The sequence below is a fragment of the Kangiella aquimarina DSM 16071 genome (genome assembly GCF_000374105.1).
Taxonomy (GTDB): domain Bacteria; phylum Pseudomonadota; class Gammaproteobacteria; order Enterobacterales; family Kangiellaceae; genus Kangiella; species Kangiella aquimarina.
In genome coordinates, this window is record NZ_KB893650.1 from 1,635,920 (window position 1) to 1,655,569 (window position 19,650).

The window sequence follows — 19,650 nt, forward strand, 5'->3', positions numbered from 1 at the left end:
AAATTTAACAGGGACGAAGAACCCGCGAAGCGTGGTTCGACAAGCTTCATGGATGAAGTGAATGCTTGGAATGCAGGAGCAATTCCAAGTGAAAATTGCAGGAGCGATTTTATGGATTACATCCCTGTAATCCACCTGCAAGCAGGCCGGCTAAAGCCGTTTCAGTTTGTTCCTACAAACTGATGAAGATTGGAACGAAGTGACGACGGCCACGAAGTGGTCAATTACAGGGATGTAATTGATAGTCCCGTCCGCTCCGCCACTATATTAAAAAGCAGCCTTTGGCTGCTTTTTTTATGCCTATTGTATTTGGGCAAGTAAAAAAAGGCGCTAATCAATAGCGCCTTTTTTATTTGCTAACCGAGTAGGTTATTCGCCAACGCACATACAGTGTGCATAGACGTGGTTTGGATCATTGAAGTTGTTGAAGATATTGACGATCTTTTGGGCGCGTCCTAGAACGTGACCAATGATGTCTGTCTCGCCATTGTTTAGCTGAGCAATAACTGCATCAAGCTTACCTTCAGCTTTCGCATTCTCGAGCAAGTTGCGGATAAAGACTTCTTCGGCACTCAACTCACGCTTGATGAATTTTACTGCATAGTCATCACCAATGTTTGCAAGCTTAGCTGCTGATTCAATTGCATCCTCAAGATCACCGAGCTGATCTACTAGACCTAAGCGGTGCGCATCTTCACCTGACCAGACACGGCCCTGTGCGATTTGATCCACTTCTTCTTTGGTCATGTTACGACCCTCTGCAACCAGGCTAAGGAAGCGGTCATAACCACGCTCAATACTGCGTTGTATTAGCTGAGCAAACTCAGGTGAAATTCCATCCATCGGATCGAAGGCTAAAGTCCACTTGGTTGTACCAACGCCATCGCGGTGAACGCCTAGCTTGTTTAATGGTTCTTCAAAGGTTGGAACCATACCGAAGATACCAATTGAGCCAGTAATCGTAGTAGGGTGTGCCCAGATTTCATCGGAAGTAGCTGAAATCCAGTAGCCACCAGATGCTGCGACACCGCCCATTGAAGCAACTACAACTTTGCCTTCATTCTGTGCGCGCTCAAGCTCGCTACGAATCACTTCTGAAGCAAAGGCGCTGCCTCCTGGGCTATCAACACGAAGTACGATAGCTTTTACTTTGTCGTCAAGGCGTGCTTTCTGGATCAAGCGAGCGGTACTGTCACCACCGATAACACCTTCTTTACGACTACCATCAACAATTTCACCTTTAGCAACAATTACCGCAACGGTGTCTTTGTTGCTTGGTAATTCTACTAATGGGCGGACAGCCTTCAGGTAGTTTTTATGACCGATTGCTTTATAAGAGTCTTTTTTCTCATTCAGACCAACCATGTCGATCATATACTGGCGGAATTCACCACGAGTCATTAGCTTATCGATAAAGCCTTCCTGAACCGCTAATTCACCACTATCGCCATTGACTGCTTCAAACTTGACCAGATAGTTCTCTACAAAGTCATCAAACTCTTCTACAGACATGTCGCGTGATGCAGCAAGATCTTGCTTCATATGTGTCCACAAGTCGCCCATCCACTCACGGTTAGCTTCTTTGGCAGCTTCAGACATATCGTCACGGATGAAAGGTTCTACCGCTGATTTAAAGGTGCCGACACGGAACACGTGAACATTAACACCGAGATTGTCTAATGCTGACTTGAAATAGGTATTGTTGCCGCCTAGACCTTCAAACATCAACATACCAAATGGATTCATATAGACTTCATCAGCAGCAGAAGCAAGATAGAACTGACCTTGCATGTAGTAATCACCAACGGCGATAACTTTTTTGCCGCTTTCTTTGAATTCATTAATAGCTTCACGCAAATCCTGATATTTGCTGATGCCAGCATAAACGCCTTGTAAGCTATTTACGTTAATGACCATAACACTGATGCGATCATCATTTTTTGCATACTCAATAGCATCGAGCAGGTCATAGATAGAGGTTTCATTAGGAGCTATACCTTGAGCTTCCTGCATGGCGCGCTCGATAGGGTCAAGATAGGTTTCCTGTTCAACGATAACGCCTTTTGGAGCCAGGATAAGCGCAGCACCGTCGTCAACCCTTGGTAGGTCAGGGCCGCTGGTGCAGCTGCGAACGAACAATATGAAAATGGTTAATGCGATAAGACCAATCATTAGTCGGCCTGCCACATCGATAGTCTTCCATATACGGTAAAAGAATTTACCGATCATTGAGTTTGGTTGTGACACGTGAAAATACCTTTTCTAGTTAAAATAATTTGGAACGAACACATTCTATACAAATAGCCTGTTTTATGACTAGTGCGGAATTTAATTATTTTTCTTAACTCATTGTTTTAGCAAGCTTTCTGGATTCTTTCATTTTGTAATTAAATATGTACTTTACCAAATGCTGCGAGGGATTGCCTTGATCTGGTTATACCAGTAGACTTAAGACCATCTCTAATCACAAAAAAAGACGCTATCGTGAAATACTCAAATCTTCTTGAACCGCTCGATTTAGGATTTACAACACTTAAAAACCGGGTGCTTATGGGTTCCATGCACACCGGCCTTGAGGAAGAAAAAGGTGGCTTTGAGAAGATGGCGGCTTTTTATGCGGAGCGTGCCCGCGGTGGCGTGGCTTTAATGGTTACCGGCGGCATTTCGCCCAATTTTCGTGGACGCCTGGCTCCCCATTCTTCACAGCTCAGTTTTGGCTGGCAGGTCAAGAAACATAAAATTGTTACCGAAGCCGTGCATGAAGCTGGTGGCAAAATTGCACTTCAGATTCTACATGCCGGTCGCTATGCCTATCACCCATTCTCGGTATCAGCCTCCAAGCTAAAAGCCCCAATCACACCATTTACTCCCAAAGCCTTGTCGAAGCGTGGTATTCGAAAAACCATCGAGCAATATGCTAATTGCGCCAAGCTGGCTAAAAAGGCTGGTTATGATGGCGTTGAAATCATGGGCTCGGAAGGATATCTGATTAATCAGTTTATCGTTAAACGTACTAACCATCGAACTGATGAGTGGGGTGGCAGTTATGAAAACCGTATTCGTTTTCCACTAGAAATCATCAAAGCTGTCAAAGAAGCTGTTGGCGATGACTTTATCGTGATTTATCGCCTATCTATGCTGGATCTTGTTGAAGGCGGTAGTTCATGGGATGAAGTTGTGCAACTGGCAAAAGCAGTAGAAAATGCTGGCGCAACCATTATCAACACCGGTATTGGTTGGCATGAAGCTCGAATTCCAACTATTTCTACATCGGTTCCTCGCGCAGCCTTTGCCTGGGTCACGAAAAAATTACGTAACGAAGTATCAGTACCGTTAATTACTTCCAATCGAATCAACATGCCGCACGTTGCTGAAGAGATTATCAGTAGTGGTACTGCAGACATGGTATCCATGGCTCGACCGCTGCTTGCTGATGCTGAGTTTGTCATTAAAGCTGAGCAGGATCGTGCCGATGAAATTAATACCTGCATTGCCTGTAATCAGGCTTGTCTCGATCATGTCTTCAAGAATAAGCGCGCTACCTGCTTGGTTAATCCTCGTGCCTGCTATGAAACAGAGCTGGTTGCTCAGCCTCTCGATAAAAAGAAACGCGTAGCAGTGGTTGGTGCGGGGCCCGCTGGCCTTGCTTTTGCAACCGAAGCCAGTAAGCGTGGCCATGAAATTCATTTATTTGATAAGCGTGAAGAAATTGGTGGTCAGCTAAATATTGCCAAGCAGATCCCAGGTAAGGAAGAGTTTTACGAAACATTACGCTACTTTAAAAAGCAGCTCGAACTAACTGGTGTTCATTTACACCTTGCTACTACCATCAAAACAGAAGACTTGGTTGGGCAATACGATGAAGTGGTATTGGCGAGCGGTGTTTTGCCAAGAACACCTGATATTCCCGGGATTGAAAGTCCGAAAGTGATGAGTTACATCGATGTTTTGTGGCATAAAAAACCAGTCGGGCAGAAAGTTGCTGTAATTGGTGCGGGTGGCATTGGCTTTGATGTTTCAGAGTTCTTGGTTCATGAAGGTGAATCACCTACCTTGAATCTTGATGAATGGTTGAAAGAGTGGGGCATTGATGCACTGTATCAATTGCCGGGCGGTTTACTGAAAGCACCTGAGTTTGATCCTGCTGCAAGAGAAGTCGTCATGTTGCAGCGTAAGTCCACCAAAATGGGCAAGGGACTTGGCAAAACTACAGGTTGGATTCATCGCGCCAGTTTGAAGCATAAAAATGTTCGTATGGTAACCGGTGTTCAATACAAACAAATCAATGATGAAGGGTTGTTAATAGAACATGACAACGGCCAACAAGAATTATTGGCGGTTGATAACGTTATTATTTGTGCCGGCCAGGTTCCCTTGCGAGCTATGTATGATGAGCTTGCCGACAAAGGGGTTCCAGTTCATCTTATCGGTGGAGCAGACGTGGCAGCAGAGCTGGATGCAAAGCGAGCTATTCGTCAGGGCACGGAGCTTGCATTCCAAATATAACCGCATTTCTATGCAAATATGCATTAAAAGTGTACCAAAAATTAAACAGTTAGGTGTTTCAGCTAAATTGACAATGCAAATATGAAGTGGTAGAACTAACCTTAAGAAGGACAAATTTAGGGTTAGTTCATGGCTTGGATTATGGAACTTTTGCCACATTCGATTTTAGCCACTTTTACAGTGGTTACTTTTACCTTTGCATTTTTACGCTCTCAGTTACTTTCCTACAGAAATCAATCAGTCAAAACAATTGCCCGTTCACGCAACACAAATGGACGGTAATCATGCACAAATTATTGAACCGTCAAATCAAAAATTACCTGAATGGTGATAGCGAACAGCTACCCGATGAATTTCTTAATGCCATTGACCAAGCCTATCAGCGAGCGGAAGAGGAGCGTCATTGGTATGAGCAATCATTGTCCTCTAGTAACGGTGAATCGAGAAGTCGGTTTAATCAATTGCAAGGTAAGTTATCGGAGCTCGAACAAGCCAAAGTTGAACTGGAACAAAGTATCCGTAAATTAAGAGCCACAATGGACGCAGGATACGATGGTATTATCCAGATAAACTCACATGGTTTTCCCACAGCATATAATGATACCGCTCTTAAAATGCTGAATATGACATCCACAGAAATCCAATCCCTGAGCTTTGAAAAAATTTGCCGTCGATTTTTAAAAAATATTCAAAATCCACAAATTGCTTTTAATCAGATCCGAAAAGCTATCGTTAACCAGGAAGATAGTAATAGCATTCTGATTGAACACAATGACGGATGCTTTTATGAATGTAAGGCGAAGGCTTTAGAGCTTGATGGGCAAGTTCAGGGCATGGTATGGACCATCAAAGACATTACCGAATTAAAACTCAAAGAAAAAGAAGCAAGATACCTTGCCTATCATGACGAATTAACTAATCTACCAAACCGAACTTTATTTTCCGAGCGCCTTGAGCATGCCCTGGAGTTGGCAAAGCGAAAAGAAGACTTTTTGGCCGTTATATTTCTTGATTTGGATGAGTTTAAAACCGTTAACGATAGCTTTGGTCATGCCCAGGGTGACTTGCTGTTAAAGAAGGTTTCTCAAAGAATATTAGTGGCTTTACGAGAGCATGATACATTCGCCAGGCTTGGAGGAGACGAGTTTGTCATCATGTTAGAGGATGTGGAAGACCGCGAAGCAATAGTGGATGTGTTGGATAGAATTAAACATGCTCTTGATACGCCGATAATGCTGGGAGCTAACCAAATTTATATTACACCTTCGCTTGGAGTGGCCCTCTATCCCGATGATGGCTCTGAAGCAGGTGAGCTACTTAAAAAAGCTGACATGGCCATGTACAACTCCAAAAAGCATGGCAAAAACACCTACAGTTTTTACTCAACTCACTTTGATAGTTACTCAAAGTTTCGATTATCAATGCGCACATCGCTACGTAGGGCGCTACGCAACCAAGAGTTCTATCTCGAATATCAGCCAAAATTTTCTCTTGCTGATAAAAAGATGGTGGGTGTTGAAGCTCTTATTCGTTGGAATAACAATGACCAACCGATGAGTCCAGCAGAGTTTATTGCAGAAGCAGAATCCAATGGCATGATCATACCAATCAGTCAGTGGGTACTAGAGCAGGTATGTCGTGATATTGCACAATGGAAGTGTGATGGTAACTGCTGTTGCCCAGTTAGCATTAATGTGACACCACGGTATTTCCAACATGGTAACCTGGTTGATGATTTACAAAGCCTAATTGATAAATATGGTATTTGTTCAAGCTGCATCGAAATTGAAATAACAGAGCAGGCATTCATATCGGACATTGATAATGCAGTTGCTCGCTTACAGGTCATTAGCGATATGGGAGTTAACATTTCTATTGATGACTTTGGTACCGGTTATTCTTCTTTTAATTACCTAATGAAACTCCCCATTCAAAAACTAAAAATTGATAATAGTTTCATCCGTTCTTTGGAGGAGTCAGAAATTCAACACTCTCTGGTGGCTGAAATTATTAAAATTGCTCATCTATTCGGACTCTCGGTTATTGCCGAAGGGGTAGAGCATGAGCATACTCTAGATCTCCTAACCACTTATGAGTGTGACCAGGCACAGGGTTTCTGGCTCAGCAAACCGGTTCCATCAAATCAATTCTTCCAGCAGTACCTTGCCGCCTGATTCAACCTTTCTCACATTTCAACTAACAAGTGTACGCTGAACTATTGACCTGAAGCTCAATGTCAGCGAAGATGGCGGCATCTGGTCGGATCTGAACAAAGGCAGGCTATGTCAAACCATTTAGAGAACACTGAAGAGCATAATTATGCTCATCTTGATGTCGAATTAACCGAACATACCTACAGTATTGGCGAAGAAGTTGCCAATGCCTTAACCCATGGTATAGGGGCATTGCTAAGCGTTGCCGCCATGACCATGATGATCATGACATCTGTGCAACTAGGTGATGGCTGGAAGCTTGCAAGCTCGATAGTTTATGGCATCAGCCTGGTCATTTTATTTACTTCATCAACGCTTTATCACAGCTTTCAGCCTGAGTCGATTAAAAAGGTTTTCCAAACCTTTGATCATTGTGCCATCTATTTCTTAATTGCCGGTACCTATACGCCATTTGTTCTGGTTAGCTTAAACGGTGTCTGGGGATGGGTGTTATTTGGTATTATCTGGGGGCTGGCATTCTTTGGTGTCATATTTAAGGTTGCTTTCAAGCAGAGATTTCCCAGAGTATCGTTAATCACTTATATCCTTATGGGTTGGGTCATAGTTGTTGCTGCAGAAGAAATGCTGGAGAAGGTTCCAGCTCCGGCATTGTGGTTATTATTTGCCGGAGGTTTGTCCTATACACTAGGCACAATTTTCTATGCAGCTGATAAGAAAATCCCCTTTAACCATGCAATCTGGCATCTATTTGTTCTTGGCGGAGCTGTTTGTCACTTCCTGGCTGTTTATCTTTATGTGATATAACAGCTAAAAATTGTGTAAAAAATATACATTCATAATTGCCTATCCATGCCTGATCAAGTAAATTGAGCGGTGCATGGACGGGGAATTATGCTAATAAGATCATATCTAACTCAAATACATCAAAAGGGTCACAAGGAATTTAGAGTAGGGAAACGCAGTACCAGCCTCTATTCAATTATATTTCTTCTGTTGTCTGCTGTTGCTTATTATGCCAGCGCCCGCTTTGGCATGAGCCTATTTACCTTATTCCCCAGCAATATCAGTCTGCTTTGGTTACCCTCCGGCATCGGTTTTTTAATGTGCCTGCGCTGGGGCTGGAAAGCCGTTCCGTTCATCATTATCGCTGCCTATTACGTAAACTTGCCCGGAATGAGTGTCAGTACGGTAGAGGCCGCAAAGTTACACACACTGATATCTGCAATAGCCGATGGGCTTGAAAGCTATATCGCTATGTTGTTATTTGCAAAATATCTACCACGAGGAGTCATAAACCCCAAAACCCTATCTAAATTCATCTGGTGGGTTTGTATTATTCCCCCGCTAATGACCGCCACCGTAATAACGGCTAATTTATGGGTTGGTGGTTACCTGGTAAGCCATCAACTGGAAGAGTTTTTCGTTAGTCTGCTTCTGGCAAATTCATTGGGGATGTTGATGGTCTATCAGCTGTATAACAGCCTGAAACTTGATCCCATACAATTTAAAAAGCCTTCAATTGGGCTTTGTTTATCAATGGTTTTGATAGGTTTTATTTTTCTTCTTGGCATTTGGCGTTATCCAGCCATCATCTACTTAATTCTTCCGGTACTGGTTATTATGAGCTTTGAGCTGAGATTATTGACCGTTGCCAGTATCAGTACTTTAACCTTTATCAGCTTAATCACTGCAACCCATTTTGATTTGGGGCCTTTTGTTGCCATGACTGACCAAGCTACGGCCTTTGAACTGATGGCTTTCACATTCGCTTGTGCGATTACCGTTTTTGGGCTTTCACTACAGCAATACCAGATGAGGTTAGCAAAAGAATCGGGGGAGCGTTGGAAGCTGGCTGCCGAACATGATGTATTGACCGGCCTTCCAAATAGGCGCGCTTTCATGCCAGCACTGACCAAAGAGCATCATCGCTCGGTGCGACTTGGTCATACTTATTGTGCTGTGATCTGGGATATTGATGATTTTAAAAATATTAACGATACCTACGGCCATGATTTTGGCGATTATGTTCTGGTCAGGCTGGCACAAGTTATGCGGTCGAGCTGTCGAGATATTGATTATTACGCTCGAATCGGAGGCGAGGAGTTTGCGGTTTTATTACCTGAAACCGATATGGAATCGGGTAAGAATGCGATGGAACGTTTCAGAAATGAAGTCGCTGAAGAAGTTTTTACAGCCCCCGATGGAACGAGACACTCAGTGACAATCAGCATAGGCATTGCCTGTCTGGCTAGCCGAGGAATCACCGAAACTGAGTTGTTGGCAGAAGCTGACAAGGCTCTTTATAAATCAAAAGAGCAAGGTAAAAATCGAACCACTGCTTATTGTCATCCGAACAAAAATTGAGACTAATACTTCGCGAATACATGCATAAAAAAAGACGCCCGCAGGCGTCTTTTTTCTTACTGAAGCAAGCTATCGTAATCAGTGCTATTACCAACCACAGTTACGATCTTTATTTTGCTCATCTAACCAGGTTTTCAATGGCGCATAGTACTCAAGTACTGCAGTTGCATCCATTTCACGCTGGCCAGTCATGGCTTCTAACGCATCCTGCCAAGGACGGCTAGCACCCATTTCAAGCATAGCATTCAACTTAGCACCAACTTCTTTGTTGCCGTAGAACGAACAACGGTGAAGTGGACCTTCATTGCCAGCCATCTCACACATATCGCGGAAGAACTGGAATTGCAGGATGTGAGCAAGGAAGTAACGTGAGTAAGGCGTGTTACCTGGGATGTGGTATTTTGCACCCGGATCAAAGTCGGCTTCAGTACGCTCAACAGCAGGCATGATACCTTGGTATTGAGTACGTAGATTCCACCAGCCTTGATTGTATTCAGCAGCAGAAACTTCGCCGTTGAATACCTGCCAACGCCATTTATCAACCATTAAGCCGAATGGAAGGAAAGCAACTTTATCCAATGCTGAGCGCATCAATAGAGCGATATCAGCACTTGCGTCTGGCTCTTCTTCAATCAATCCGATCTGCTTCAAGTAAGCTGGAGTGATAGAAAGCGCAACCGTGTCGCCAATGGCTTCATGGAAACCATCATTGGCGCTACCTTTATAAAGGATTGGTTGATCCTTATAGGCGCGCTGATAGTAGTTATGGCCAAGTTCATGGTGAACGGTCTGGAAGTCTTCTGAATTGATTTCCGTACACATCTTGATACGGATATCTTCCTGATTGTCCAGGTTCCATGCGCTTGCGTGACACTGAACTTCGCGGTCACGAGGTTTTACGAATAATGAACGCTCCCAGAATGTTTCTGGAAGAGGTGCGAAACCTAATGAAGAGAAGAAGTTTTCTGCAGTTTTAACTAACTCTTTAACTGCTTTTTCTTTCTCGTTGTAGGTTACAACTTCGTGATCAACACCATAGTGTTTACGTAAGATAGGATCTAAATCAACGCCTTTGCCAGCGCCTTCTGGAGCAACCAGGTCATAGATGTTACCCCATTGTTGAGCCCACATATTACCTAGCAAATGTGCTGGAATAGGCTGGTCCAATGGAACCACTTCATCGCCATACTCTTCATTCAGCTCAGCGCGAACATGGCAGTGTAAGGCTTCGTATAGTGGCTCGACCTGACCCCATAGACGATCCATTTCATTGGCAAAGTCATCTGCTGGCATGTCGTACTTGGAACGCCACATGGCACCAGTGTCTTTATAACCAAGCTCTTTTGAACCTTCATTGGCAATTTGAACCATCTCTTCGTAAAGAGGACGCATTTCAGGAGAAACGGTGCGCCAACCAAGCCATGCTTCAAGTTGTTCTTGCGGATCGCGAGAAGTTCGTAATACTTCGCTTAACTGGCCTAAACTACGGCCATCAGGACTTTTACCAGTAGCGTAGATGCTATCGAGTTTAGACGTGATTTCAGCAAGCTTTTTAGTTTTTGCTTCATCGGATGGTGCTGGAAGCGTTAAACCAAGCTTGATCATTTCAAGCTTACGATTCAAGTCGTAAGGCAAGTCAAGGTCGTTGAATTTCTTGGCTTCGTTCGCTAATTCAACACCAAGTTTAGTGTATTCTTCACCAACTTTAGCGTTTAACTGAGTAGTATCGTAAGTCACAAAGTTAGCATTAACCCATGCTACTCGGGCCCCATACTCAGAAATTTCTTCAAGACGCTTTTCCGAGTCTGCAACGAACTTTTCCGCATCGGCAACAGTGACCTGTGCTTCAGCCGGTTTAACTTCGGTAGTTTGTTGCTTGTCAGCGCTTTCATCGCCACAAGCCGACAAACCTAGCAGTGCGCTGAAAAGCACGGCACTACTGACGGCAGTTCTAATTTTCATCATAAGCTATACCTTTAACTCCACAGTGTGTTTATTGGTAATCATGGTTCTAATATGACTTTATTTTGAATAAAAAATGTTCTAACAGCGCAACATTATATCGGTTTTCGCTAATTTTAGAAGCAAGCAGTGATTTTGTGACCCGCAATCGGTTACCATTACACACAATATTTAGGCATAACAGCTAACCAGGAACAGATATTCATGAGTATTGGCCCATTGATGCTTGATGTTGAGGGTTTAGAAGTTAACTCTCGCGAGCGCGACTTGTTACAGAACCCTTTGCTCGGTGGCATCATTTTATTCAGCCGCAATTATGCATCACCTCAGCAAGTTGCAGAGCTGTCGCAATCCATCCGAGAAATCGCGAATCGAGATATATTGATCGCGGTCGACCATGAGGGTGGTCGCGTACAACGCTTTCGTGAGGGTTTTACTGCCGTTCCAGCGATGGGCAACATTCTGCTCGAGAACTCAGATCATGAGCAGGCAAAACGCAAAGCCTATCAATGGGGTGCCATGATTGCGATTGAAGTGCAGGCGGTGGGAATCGACTTTAGCTTTGCCCCTGTGTTGGATCTGAATAAAAACATCAGTCAGGTCATTGGTGATCGAGCTTTTTCTGGCAAAGTTGATGAAGTCATTGAGCTTGGCCGTGAGTTTATTCGCGGCATGAATGATTACGGAATGGCCACAACGGCTAAGCATTTCCCGGGCCATGGCTCGGTAGAGGCTGATTCACATATCGATATTCCCGTTGACGAACGTCCACGTGAACAGATTATCAGCGAAGATATGCGTGTATTCGCAGAGCTAGCTCAAGACTACCAGGCGGTCATGCCTGCACACGTCATCTATCCGGCCTTTGACAAGCAGCCAGCTGGATTTTCAAGTATATGGCTACAAGATATACTTCGAAGTCAGCTCGGCTTCGATGGCGTTATTTTTAGTGATGATTTGAGTATGAAAGGTGCTGAGGTGGTTGGCGGCTATTACCAGCGAGCAGAAGCTGCCATTAAAGCGGGTTGCGATATGGTGCTGGTTTGTAATCACCCCAAAGAAGGTCAGGAACTCGCTAAACAGTTTGATTTTGACTGTGACCCTAAATCAGCTGAGCGGCTGTTAACCATGAAAGGCAAAGCTCTGAATTACTCACTGACCAAAGTGCAGGGTAGTGACCAATGGTTAGAGTTGAAAGATAATTTACTGGCGTAATACTTAATTTAAGAGATCATTAAAAGGTTAGACATGAGCGAGTCGGATAAGATTGAACAGTTGAAGAAAGAACAACAAACAGACAGTTTTACTGAGCTGACACCTCGAGAAGAACTGATCATGAAACTCAATGGTGAAACAGCTTTAGTCGCCTGGAAAGAGATAGAGCGCTTCTTTGCTAAAGGGAATTTGTTGCTAATAGAGCAGGGTGTGGATCTGATTAATTGCGCAACAGACTTATCATTGGACAATGCCGAAGCAATAAAACCTCTGATTGATTCTGAAAAAATTCAGCGTATGCCAATAGAATTCGTGAAATCCAACTGCCAGCCGGAAACTGAGTTCTGGTCAGTGGTTGTCGCGCCTTATGTATTGGCGCAGTTGAAGTAATAAAAAAGCCACTCGATGAGTGGCTTTGATATTTTAATGTGCAGGAGTCGTTGTTCAATCGACTATAGAACTGTCCTACTGGTGATGAATAACTGTGTGGATCACACGGTCATATTCAAAATAAACGGTAAAACCTGAATATATCCATTTGGTGATAGGTGGATCACCTACAGGGCCTTGAATTGATTGCGGAGCCCCAAACTTTTGTTCAACGGATGCTTGGGTGACGCCACTTTTAGGGACTTCAATACCAGCATTTTGACCTTGTTCAGAAACTGGAACGCGAACTTCGTCTGCGTTTGCTACCCCAAAAGCCATGGTGACAGCTAATGATACGCTGATGGCTAACCCCTTTAATGCTTTCATCTTACGACTCCTTAATCGTTATTTTCTTTAGAATATCAAAAAAATAGGTTGCTGTGTCAATAATTTAGCGCACTAACTTAATAATTTTAACCGATAACTTGACTCCAAATTGTGATCCATTCAATATGACGCCAACTTTGTTTGACCAGATAAGCTAATGCGACTGCCATTCTCGTTATTTGTAGGGTTGCGCTACACCCGTGCTAAACGCCGTAACCACTTCATTTCTTTCATATCACTCATCTCCATGATCGGGATTGCCCTCGGTGTTATGGTGTTAATAACCGTGATGTCCGTCATGAATGGCTTTGAGCGTGAGCTTAGAGACCGTATTCTTGGTATGGCGCCGCATGTTCTGGTTCAAGGATTGGGTGGGCCGCTGGAAGATTGGCAATCACTGGAAAAGACCGTAAAACAACACCCTGAGGTTGTTGGGGTTTCTCCGTATATTCAGACTGAAACCATGTTCCGCTTCCAGGGACGCGAGCGTTTTGGCATGGTGCAGGGCATTTTGCCAGAGAAGATTGGCGAGGTATCTATCGTCAAAGATAATATGAGCATGGGCTCATTCGACGACATTAAAGCTGGTGAATACAACATTGTTCTGGGGGCGTCAGTTGCTCGAGGATTGGGGATTAATCTTGGAGACAAGGTTTCGTTATTAATTCTCAGTGAAACTCGTATTTCGTTGGCTGGCGTTAGTATGCGCACCAAGCGTTTTACTGTAACCGGTATTTTCGAAACCCGTTCAGAAGCTGATAAAAGTCTTGCCTTTATACATATGGATGATGCAGCTCAGTTGCTACGCCAAGAAGGTGTTACCGCACTACAGTTAAAAACTAACAATGTCATGAATGTTTATGACACTAACTATCAGGTCAGTGAATTACTAGAGCATCAATATTTCGTCACTGACTGGACACGTCAGCACGAAACATTATTCAACGCTATTGATATGGAAAAGAAGATTATGTTCATTCTTCTGACCTTCATCATTGCTGTAGCCGCATTTAATATCGTGACGTCTCTGGTTATGTTGGTTACTGAAAAGCAAGCGGACATTGCTATTTTAAGAACGTTAGGTGCAAGCCCTGGCTCCATTCTGCGAATCTTCATGACCAGCGGCATTATCAATGGCCTTATAGGTACCTTAGCTGGAGTAATTCTTGGCGTTTTATTGGCGTTGAATCTTCCAGATATCGTGAGTTGGGTAGAAACGACTTTTGGTGTTAGCGTATTCCCACAAGATGTTTACTTTGTAAACTTCCTGCCTACAGAATTGATTGTTGATGACGTGGTCAAAATAGGTCTTTCAGCATTTGCCATCAGCGTATTGGCAACCCTATATCCTTCCTGGAAAGCATCGAAAACCCAACCTGCGGAGGCTCTTCGTTATGAATAATGATCGTTTAATTGAAGTAACGAAATTGAGTCGTGTTTATGAGGATGGTGCCAGCAAGGTTACGGTTCTTGAGTCTCTAAATCTATCCGTTGAGAGAGGCGAACAGTTGGCAATCGTTGGAGCTTCCGGTTCTGGTAAAAGTACCTTGTTGCATCTTATTGGCGCACTGGATAAACCCACCGAAGGTACGGTTCTTATCAATGATAAGGATGTACACAAACTCAAGCCGAAAGCACAGGGTGAATTCCGCAATATGAATATCGGCTTTGTGTATCAGTTCCATCATCTATTGCCTGAATTCACGGCGCTGGAAAATGTTGCCATGCCATTAATTATTCGTGGTACAAATCGAGACCAGGCCTACCGCAAAGCAGCAGCTTTGATAGAACGAGTAGGATTGACCGATCGAGGAACTCATAAGCCCTCAGAACTTTCAGGTGGCGAACGTCAGCGAATAGCCTTTGCACGTGCTCTAGCGAACGAGCCAGTGTGCGTACTTGCTGATGAACCAACCGGTAACCTCGACCACGCAACCGCACTAAAAGTCTATGATTTAATGTGTGAAATCAACCAAGAAATGGGCACAACCTTTATCACAGTCACCCACGACCTTGAACTGGCCTCAAAAATGCAGCGCCAGTTGAAGCTTGAAGATGGACACTTGATGGCGATTGAATAAACCTGAATTGCAGAAATACAACCATAACTTGCTAGATTATCAGTAAAATCGCTCGGTTCAGTTGTCTGAAACTTCTAACCACTAGCACCAAATACCCCATTAAAAGTTAGCCTCATTATTCAATAATCATAGTGTAAATTGGGCAGGAAAGCCCAATTTAGCAAATTCGAAACAAGGATGTTTCGTTTTGCGGCACGTTAAGTGATTTTGAATGATGAGGGAAGCGCGCAGCGCCTAACTTTTAGGGCGAGTTTTTTGGTTCGTTTTTTGCTCGTCCAAAAAATGAACATTAGAAACATCGATAATTTTTACAGTCTTATTTGCCCAGTCAAAGCAATTAACTCAAAAGTGTAATTAAACTCTAACCTAATCCGAAATCTCTCAACTCAACCCTAGCTAATCTCGTACAGAGTCTAACCACCCGATTTGTCATAATCCCACTCAATCGTTGCGATGATCGTTATGACTTTCGCGATAGGTTTCGTTTTCGTTTTCGGATCCGGATTCAGACTCATCAGCTTCTTCTACATCTTTTTTATTCAATTGATCGAGATGAAGAGTATGCAGCAATTTTTCTTTCCATCGAGCCTGACGTGCACGCCATGCACGAACCACATGATAACGCCAGAACAGGCTAATGGTGTGGTAGCCGATTAAAGAAAGAACACTGCCGCAGATTAAGCAGCCCAGCAGGAAAGGTTTCCAGATATGAATCAATTCATACTGAAGCCAGTCGAAGCTGAGTTCAAAGGAGAATTCGCTAGGTGGTACACCCAGTATCCAGGCGCCAAGCTTATAGGCAAAGTAGAACATGGGCACCATCGTGATCGGGTTGGTAATCCAACAAAGCACGACAGAAATTGGCAGGTTAACGCGGAAATAAATGGCAAGGCCTGCCGCAATAACCATTTGGAAAGGAATCGGCAAGAAGCCGCAAAACAGGCCCACCGCAAACGCCCCCGACGCACTGTAGCGGTTAAGGTGCCATAAGCCAGGATCGTGAATCAAGTTACCGAAAACCTTCATGTAACGGTTTTCTTTAATTTTCTTATGATCAGGCAAATATTTTTTAAACAGTTTGCGGGGCATTAATAATCACTTAACACTTTAAAACAATCAGGATAAGGACTATCCATCATGTTTGCATGGACGCTGGCATTTCTGGCAGGCTGTTGCTCGATACTGTTCATTCCAAGTTTGTCGTTTGATGTCATCATCTTTTCAACGCTAATTGTGGTGCTGGCAGTTCTAGGGTTATCAATAACTGTATTCAGCATCCTATCAGACCGACCATCCGCATTTAAAACAAAGCTGTTAACGCTTGGTGGTCTTTGCCTTGGAATTGTATGGACTAGCAGCAACGCATATTGGCAATTACAGCGCCAAATACCGGAGCCCTTAAACAATCAGGCGCACATTATAGATGCCGAGGTTGTTGGATTACCAGCGATTTATCCCGAGTATTGTCAGTTTACGGCCCAAATCCAGCAGGCCAATGAAGTTACTTTGTTAGGCAGGGTTCTTCGCCTAAAGTTCTATCAATCTGAATGTCCTTTCGAATTAGGTGAAGTATGGCAAATGCAGGTTAAGCTCAAGCCAATACATGGTCCAGTCAACATGGCTGGCTTTGATCTCGAGCGATTTTACTTTGAGCAGGGCATTGATGGGCGCGGTTATGTCCGAGAGGATTTTCTTGAATTAAAGTCACAAGCTTCTAATCCGATCCATCAATTCCGACAAACGACACATGACCGCTTAAGTCACTTAAACAATGCCGGAATCTTTCAAGCATTGCTGATTGGTGAAAAATCATCCATCACACATTCACAACAGGAACTCCTGCAAAAACTTGGCCTGAGCCATCTTATCGCTATTTCCGGTCTTCATATCTCAATTATCGCTGGCGTCAGTTTCTGGCTCATAAATTTACTATGGGGCAGGGTAAGTATTTTGCATCTTGCTATAAAGTGGCCTCCATTTCAGGTTAGTCTCATCGGTAGCTGCCTGGTTGCATTGCTTTACTGTGCCATGGCCGACTTTGCGATTCCCACCGTCCGCGCTTTAATCATGTGGTGCGCAGTCGTATTTGCCTTGCTAATGCAAAGACGCGGTGCATTTTATGATGGTCTTATCTGGTCACTAGCTTTAACCCTACTGTTATTTCCATTAAGCGTCTTATCCGCTAGCTTCTGGATGACCTTTATCGCAATAGTTGTTATCAGCTTATTATTGATGGGTCGGAGCCAGCAGGCAAACAACTGGCGACACAAATTGCAGTTACTGTTCAAGCTACAAGTGGCCATCACTTTAACACTCGCCATTCCATCGCTAATCTATTTTCAGCAGGCCAGTTTTCTGGGTATGGCTGTTAATATCATCATGATTCCGCTGTTCAGTATTATCTTGCTTCCAGCAATATTCCTGAGTTTTATTCTTAGTTTAATTGGAGCAGCTTGGCCACTTGAGCAATTGGATACACTAATCAGTTTATTCTTTACCCACGCTGAGCAGCTAATGAACGCCAGTTATTTTGATGCTTCATTTGCAATAGTTAATGCAACCATACCAAAACTCACAGCCATCGTTCTGTTTGCTGCATTGCTAATATGCTGGTTACCACTTTCCAGTATCAAAAGGCCTTTGGTAATTTCTGCGTTAGTATTAAGTTCCATAATGATGTTAGGGCAGAAACTAGACCAGCATTTATCAGATAACCGATGGTCTATCGAAATCTTTGATGTGGGACATGGTTTATCAGTGCTGTTGCACAATAACCAGCAAGCGATTTTGTACGACACAGGTTACGCCAGCCCAGGTTCGAGCGCCGTATCCAGCTATATTCTTCCAAGCCTCAAAGCATTGGGGATTACAGAAATAAACACCTTGGTACTCAGCCACAAAGATAATGACCATGCAGGTGGCGTTAACGAATTGCTAGACAATATTCCAATCAATAAAATCATCGCTGATTCTTGGTATGACAATCCCAGTCAGCCATGCAAAGTTTGGCAGGTGATAGAGCTGGAGGGTGCCACGCTTGAATTCTTTTATGGCGAAGATAATGCCGTATCCGACAAACCCAACAATCAATCCTGCGTCGTAAAAATAACCATCGATGATTTCAGTATCCTAATCCCTGGTGACATCGAAAAAGACGCAGAATACCTGCTAGCAAGTAGCGAAGACTATGAAAAACTTAAAGCGGATATATTGATAGCCCCACATCATGGTAGCAAAACCTCATCAATCTATCCCTTTATCAAACGAGTCGATCCCGACATCGTCATCTACACCAGCGAACTCTACAGCCGCTATCCCATCCCACATCCCAGCGTCTACAAACGCTATCAAGAATTCAACATTAAAGCCGAACACTCAGGCTGCGCAGGCCAGATCACCATTAATCCCTATGAGAGAATTATAAAACGCTGGAGGGAAGAGCAGAGGGTTTGGAGGAAAGAGGTTTGTGAGGTTTGATAAAGGCTGGACTGAAGAAAATGAAAAATGTACTCTGACCCCATTAATTATATGATGTTATATTGATTTAATCAGTAAAGAGTACTTTTCAATATGTTTGAATTTTGTCCGAAAGTTTCTAAAGATCTTAAGAAGCCTAATTTTCGGGAATATATGATTGAAACTGCGTGGGATTACTATGAAGTTGCACATCATGGTGTTTCAAACAAAGGTTACATACAAGCGAGCTTAAGCTGTCTCGCAATTGAAATTATCTTGAAGAGTTTTAACTCAGAAGTTTCAAATAACGAAGGAAAAATTAACGAAAATTACAAACCTAACAAGCACATAAGAAGCTTAGGCGGAAAAAAATCACATGATTTAATAGAGCTTCTAAACCTTGTAGATTCTGAGTACATAGAGTATTTGTTCAGCGTAAGTGATATCCAAACGCTAGAAAAAAACAGGAATTTCTTTGTATCTACGAGGTATGGGTATGAAAAAGATGTACCTTCAGTTTTCTATGACTCGATTTCCAAATTAGCAGCTGCAACCATCTGCAAGATGGTTTACTTATATAAGAAAATGGGAAGTGACGACCCTTTCATTAATAATTTTGATGTAAATGAAGTATATTTTAACAACGTGCAAAAGGTGTTTTTGTATAGTGGGTAAACAATATAACAACTAAGGGCAGCCGACGCCAAACAGCACGCGCGGCTGCTTTGAGCGTTAGGCTGATATATGCCACTTGACGATATCTACAATAATTTCAGGGCTGAGTTTCCCGAAATAACAAGATTAACTGATCTCGAGCATATGCAGGAGTGGGATTCAGTCGATCCTGAAATGGCATTTAGTTGGTTCGAAAGTTTAGCGAGAGTTATAAACCGAGAAATGAGCAAGGGGGCCTCTGTAAAGCCGTACATTCCGGTTTTCGAGTTCTTCCGCAGAGGCTTTATGCTTGGGAATGACGAAGAGATGTATTGATGCTTCTTTTGTCGAGAACCTATTCTGGGGGATTGATAAAGGGAAGGCTGCTAGTTACTGGCGGGCTTTTCCTGATGTACTAAAGAAGCTGTATGTTTCTTTTCACGGTAGAGAGCCAGCCTAAGTTATGGGCTCAGAAGTAATTT

The 19,650-nt window shown here is 43.3% G+C and carries 14 protein-coding genes and 1 pseudogene; 11 read left to right on the forward strand and 4 right to left on the reverse strand.

All coding sequences use genetic code 11. The annotated features are described in order from the left end of the window. Window positions 1-369: 369 nt before the first annotated feature. Window positions 370-2,247 (reverse strand): signal peptide peptidase SppA, encoded by a 1,878-nt coding sequence (gene sppA, locus B158_RS0107900; protein ID WP_228127079.1) that lies wholly within the window; start codon window positions 2,245-2,247, stop codon window positions 370-372. Window positions 2,248-2,481: 234 nt separating this feature from the next. Here sppA and B158_RS0107905 point away from each other — a divergent pair, with 234 nt between their 5' ends. The 4 genes from B158_RS0107905 (at window position 2,482) to B158_RS0107920 (ending at window position 9,044) form a co-directional block, all read left to right on the forward strand. Next, on the forward strand, window positions 2,482-4,506 hold the full coding sequence (locus B158_RS0107905) for an oxidoreductase (RefSeq protein ID WP_026309310.1): 2,025 nt from the start codon (window positions 2,482-2,484) through the stop codon (window positions 4,504-4,506). A gap of 284 nt (window positions 4,507-4,790) precedes the next feature. Continuing rightward, window positions 4,791-6,680 carry a sensor domain-containing protein gene (locus tag B158_RS0107910; RefSeq protein ID WP_018624829.1) on the forward strand — a complete coding sequence of 630 codons (1,890 nt, stop codon included), beginning with the start codon at window positions 4,791-4,793 and terminating at the stop codon, window positions 6,678-6,680. A 108-nt stretch (window positions 6,681-6,788) separates the two neighbouring features. Continuing rightward, window positions 6,789-7,484 (forward strand): PAQR family membrane homeostasis protein TrhA, encoded by a 696-nt coding sequence (gene trhA, locus B158_RS0107915; protein ID WP_018624830.1) that lies wholly within the window; start codon window positions 6,789-6,791, stop codon window positions 7,482-7,484. A gap of 87 nt (window positions 7,485-7,571) precedes the next feature. Then, complete coding sequence (locus tag B158_RS0107920; RefSeq protein ID WP_026309312.1) at window positions 7,572-9,044, forward strand: sensor domain-containing diguanylate cyclase; 1,473 nt, start codon at window positions 7,572-7,574, stop codon at window positions 9,042-9,044. 87 nt (window positions 9,045-9,131) lie between these two features. On the opposite strand, the gene B158_RS0107925 is transcribed toward B158_RS0107920, so the two are convergent. Then, entirely contained in the window at window positions 9,132-11,009 is a 1,878-nt protein-coding gene (locus B158_RS0107925; RefSeq protein WP_018624832.1) for a M2 family metallopeptidase, read from the reverse strand. 207 nt (window positions 11,010-11,216) lie between these two features. Here B158_RS0107925 and nagZ point away from each other — a divergent pair, with 207 nt between their 5' ends. Both nagZ and B158_RS0107935 read left to right on the forward strand, forming a co-directional pair. Continuing rightward, entirely contained in the window at window positions 11,217-12,221 is a 1,005-nt protein-coding gene (gene nagZ / locus B158_RS0107930; RefSeq protein WP_407635764.1) for a beta-N-acetylhexosaminidase, read from the forward strand. Between the two features lie 33 nt (window positions 12,222-12,254). Then, on the forward strand, window positions 12,255-12,611 hold the full coding sequence (locus tag B158_RS0107935) for a DUF2288 family protein (RefSeq protein WP_018624834.1): 357 nt from the start codon (window positions 12,255-12,257) through the stop codon (window positions 12,609-12,611). 75 nt (window positions 12,612-12,686) lie between these two features. Here B158_RS0107935 and B158_RS0107940 read toward each other — a convergent pair whose 3' ends face one another. Next, window positions 12,687-12,977 (reverse strand): hypothetical protein, encoded by a 291-nt coding sequence (locus B158_RS0107940; RefSeq protein ID WP_018624835.1) that lies wholly within the window; start codon window positions 12,975-12,977, stop codon window positions 12,687-12,689. 157 nt (window positions 12,978-13,134) lie between these two features. Between B158_RS0107940 and B158_RS0107945 the strand changes: the two genes are divergently transcribed. Next, on the forward strand, window positions 13,135-14,379 hold the full coding sequence (locus B158_RS0107945; protein ID WP_026309313.1) for a lipoprotein-releasing ABC transporter permease subunit: 1,245 nt from the start codon (window positions 13,135-13,137) through the stop codon (window positions 14,377-14,379). Further along, window positions 14,372-15,058, forward strand: a complete 687-nt coding sequence (gene lolD / locus B158_RS0107950; protein ID WP_018624837.1) for a lipoprotein-releasing ABC transporter ATP-binding protein LolD — start codon at window positions 14,372-14,374, stop codon at window positions 15,056-15,058. The genes B158_RS0107945 and lolD overlap by 8 nt, the downstream gene beginning before the upstream one ends. 582 nt (window positions 15,059-15,640) lie before the next feature. Here lolD and B158_RS0107955 read toward each other — a convergent pair. Beyond that, a pseudogene (locus tag B158_RS0107955) lies at window positions 15,641-16,147 on the reverse strand (DUF2062 domain-containing protein); the annotation flags it as partial. 48 nt (window positions 16,148-16,195) lie between these two features. On the opposite strand from B158_RS0107955, the gene B158_RS0107960 reads away from it, so the two are divergent. The 3 genes from B158_RS0107960 to B158_RS0107970 all read left to right on the forward strand — a co-directional run bounded on the left by B158_RS0107960 (window position 16,196) and on the right by B158_RS0107970 (window position 19,504). Continuing rightward, window positions 16,196-18,535 carry a DNA internalization-related competence protein ComEC/Rec2 gene (locus B158_RS0107960; protein WP_018624839.1) on the forward strand — a complete coding sequence of 780 codons (2,340 nt, stop codon included), beginning with the start codon at window positions 16,196-16,198 and terminating at the stop codon, window positions 18,533-18,535. A 153-nt stretch (window positions 18,536-18,688) separates the two neighbouring features. Further along, entirely contained in the window at window positions 18,689-19,189 is a 501-nt protein-coding gene (locus B158_RS0107965; protein WP_156823058.1) for a hypothetical protein, read from the forward strand. Window positions 19,190-19,258: 69 nt separating this feature from the next. Continuing rightward, window positions 19,259-19,504 carry a DUF7674 family protein gene (locus tag B158_RS0107970; RefSeq protein WP_018624841.1) on the forward strand — a complete coding sequence of 82 codons (246 nt, stop codon included), beginning with the start codon at window positions 19,259-19,261 and terminating at the stop codon, window positions 19,502-19,504. The last annotated feature ends 146 nt before the right edge of the window (window positions 19,505-19,650 follow it).

Coding starts and splice junctions, on each gene's coding strand:
- B158_RS0107910 (WP_018624829.1), top strand. CDS start 4,791: ATGCACAAATTATTGAACCGTCAAATCAAAAATTACCTGAATGGTGAT.
- trhA (WP_018624830.1), top strand. CDS start 6,789: ATGTCAAACCATTTAGAGAACACTGAAGAGCATAATTATGCTCATCTT.
- B158_RS0107920 (WP_026309312.1), top strand. CDS start 7,572: ATGCTAATAAGATCATATCTAACTCAAATACATCAAAAGGGTCACAAG.
- B158_RS0107925 (WP_018624832.1), bottom strand. CDS start 11,009: ATGATGAAAATTAGAACTGCCGTCAGTAGTGCCGTGCTTTTCAGCGCA.
- B158_RS0107935 (WP_018624834.1), top strand. CDS start 12,255: ATGAGCGAGTCGGATAAGATTGAACAGTTGAAGAAAGAACAACAAACA.
- B158_RS0107940 (WP_018624835.1), bottom strand. CDS start 12,977: ATGAAAGCATTAAAGGGGTTAGCCATCAGCGTATCATTAGCTGTCACC.
- B158_RS0107945 (WP_026309313.1), top strand. CDS start 13,135: ATGCGACTGCCATTCTCGTTATTTGTAGGGTTGCGCTACACCCGTGCT.
- lolD (WP_018624837.1), top strand. CDS start 14,372: ATGAATAATGATCGTTTAATTGAAGTAACGAAATTGAGTCGTGTTTAT.
- B158_RS0107960 (WP_018624839.1), top strand. CDS start 16,196: ATGTTTGCATGGACGCTGGCATTTCTGGCAGGCTGTTGCTCGATACTG.
- B158_RS0107965 (WP_156823058.1), top strand. CDS start 18,689: ATGATTGAAACTGCGTGGGATTACTATGAAGTTGCACATCATGGTGTT.
- B158_RS0107970 (WP_018624841.1), top strand. CDS start 19,259: ATGCCACTTGACGATATCTACAATAATTTCAGGGCTGAGTTTCCCGAA.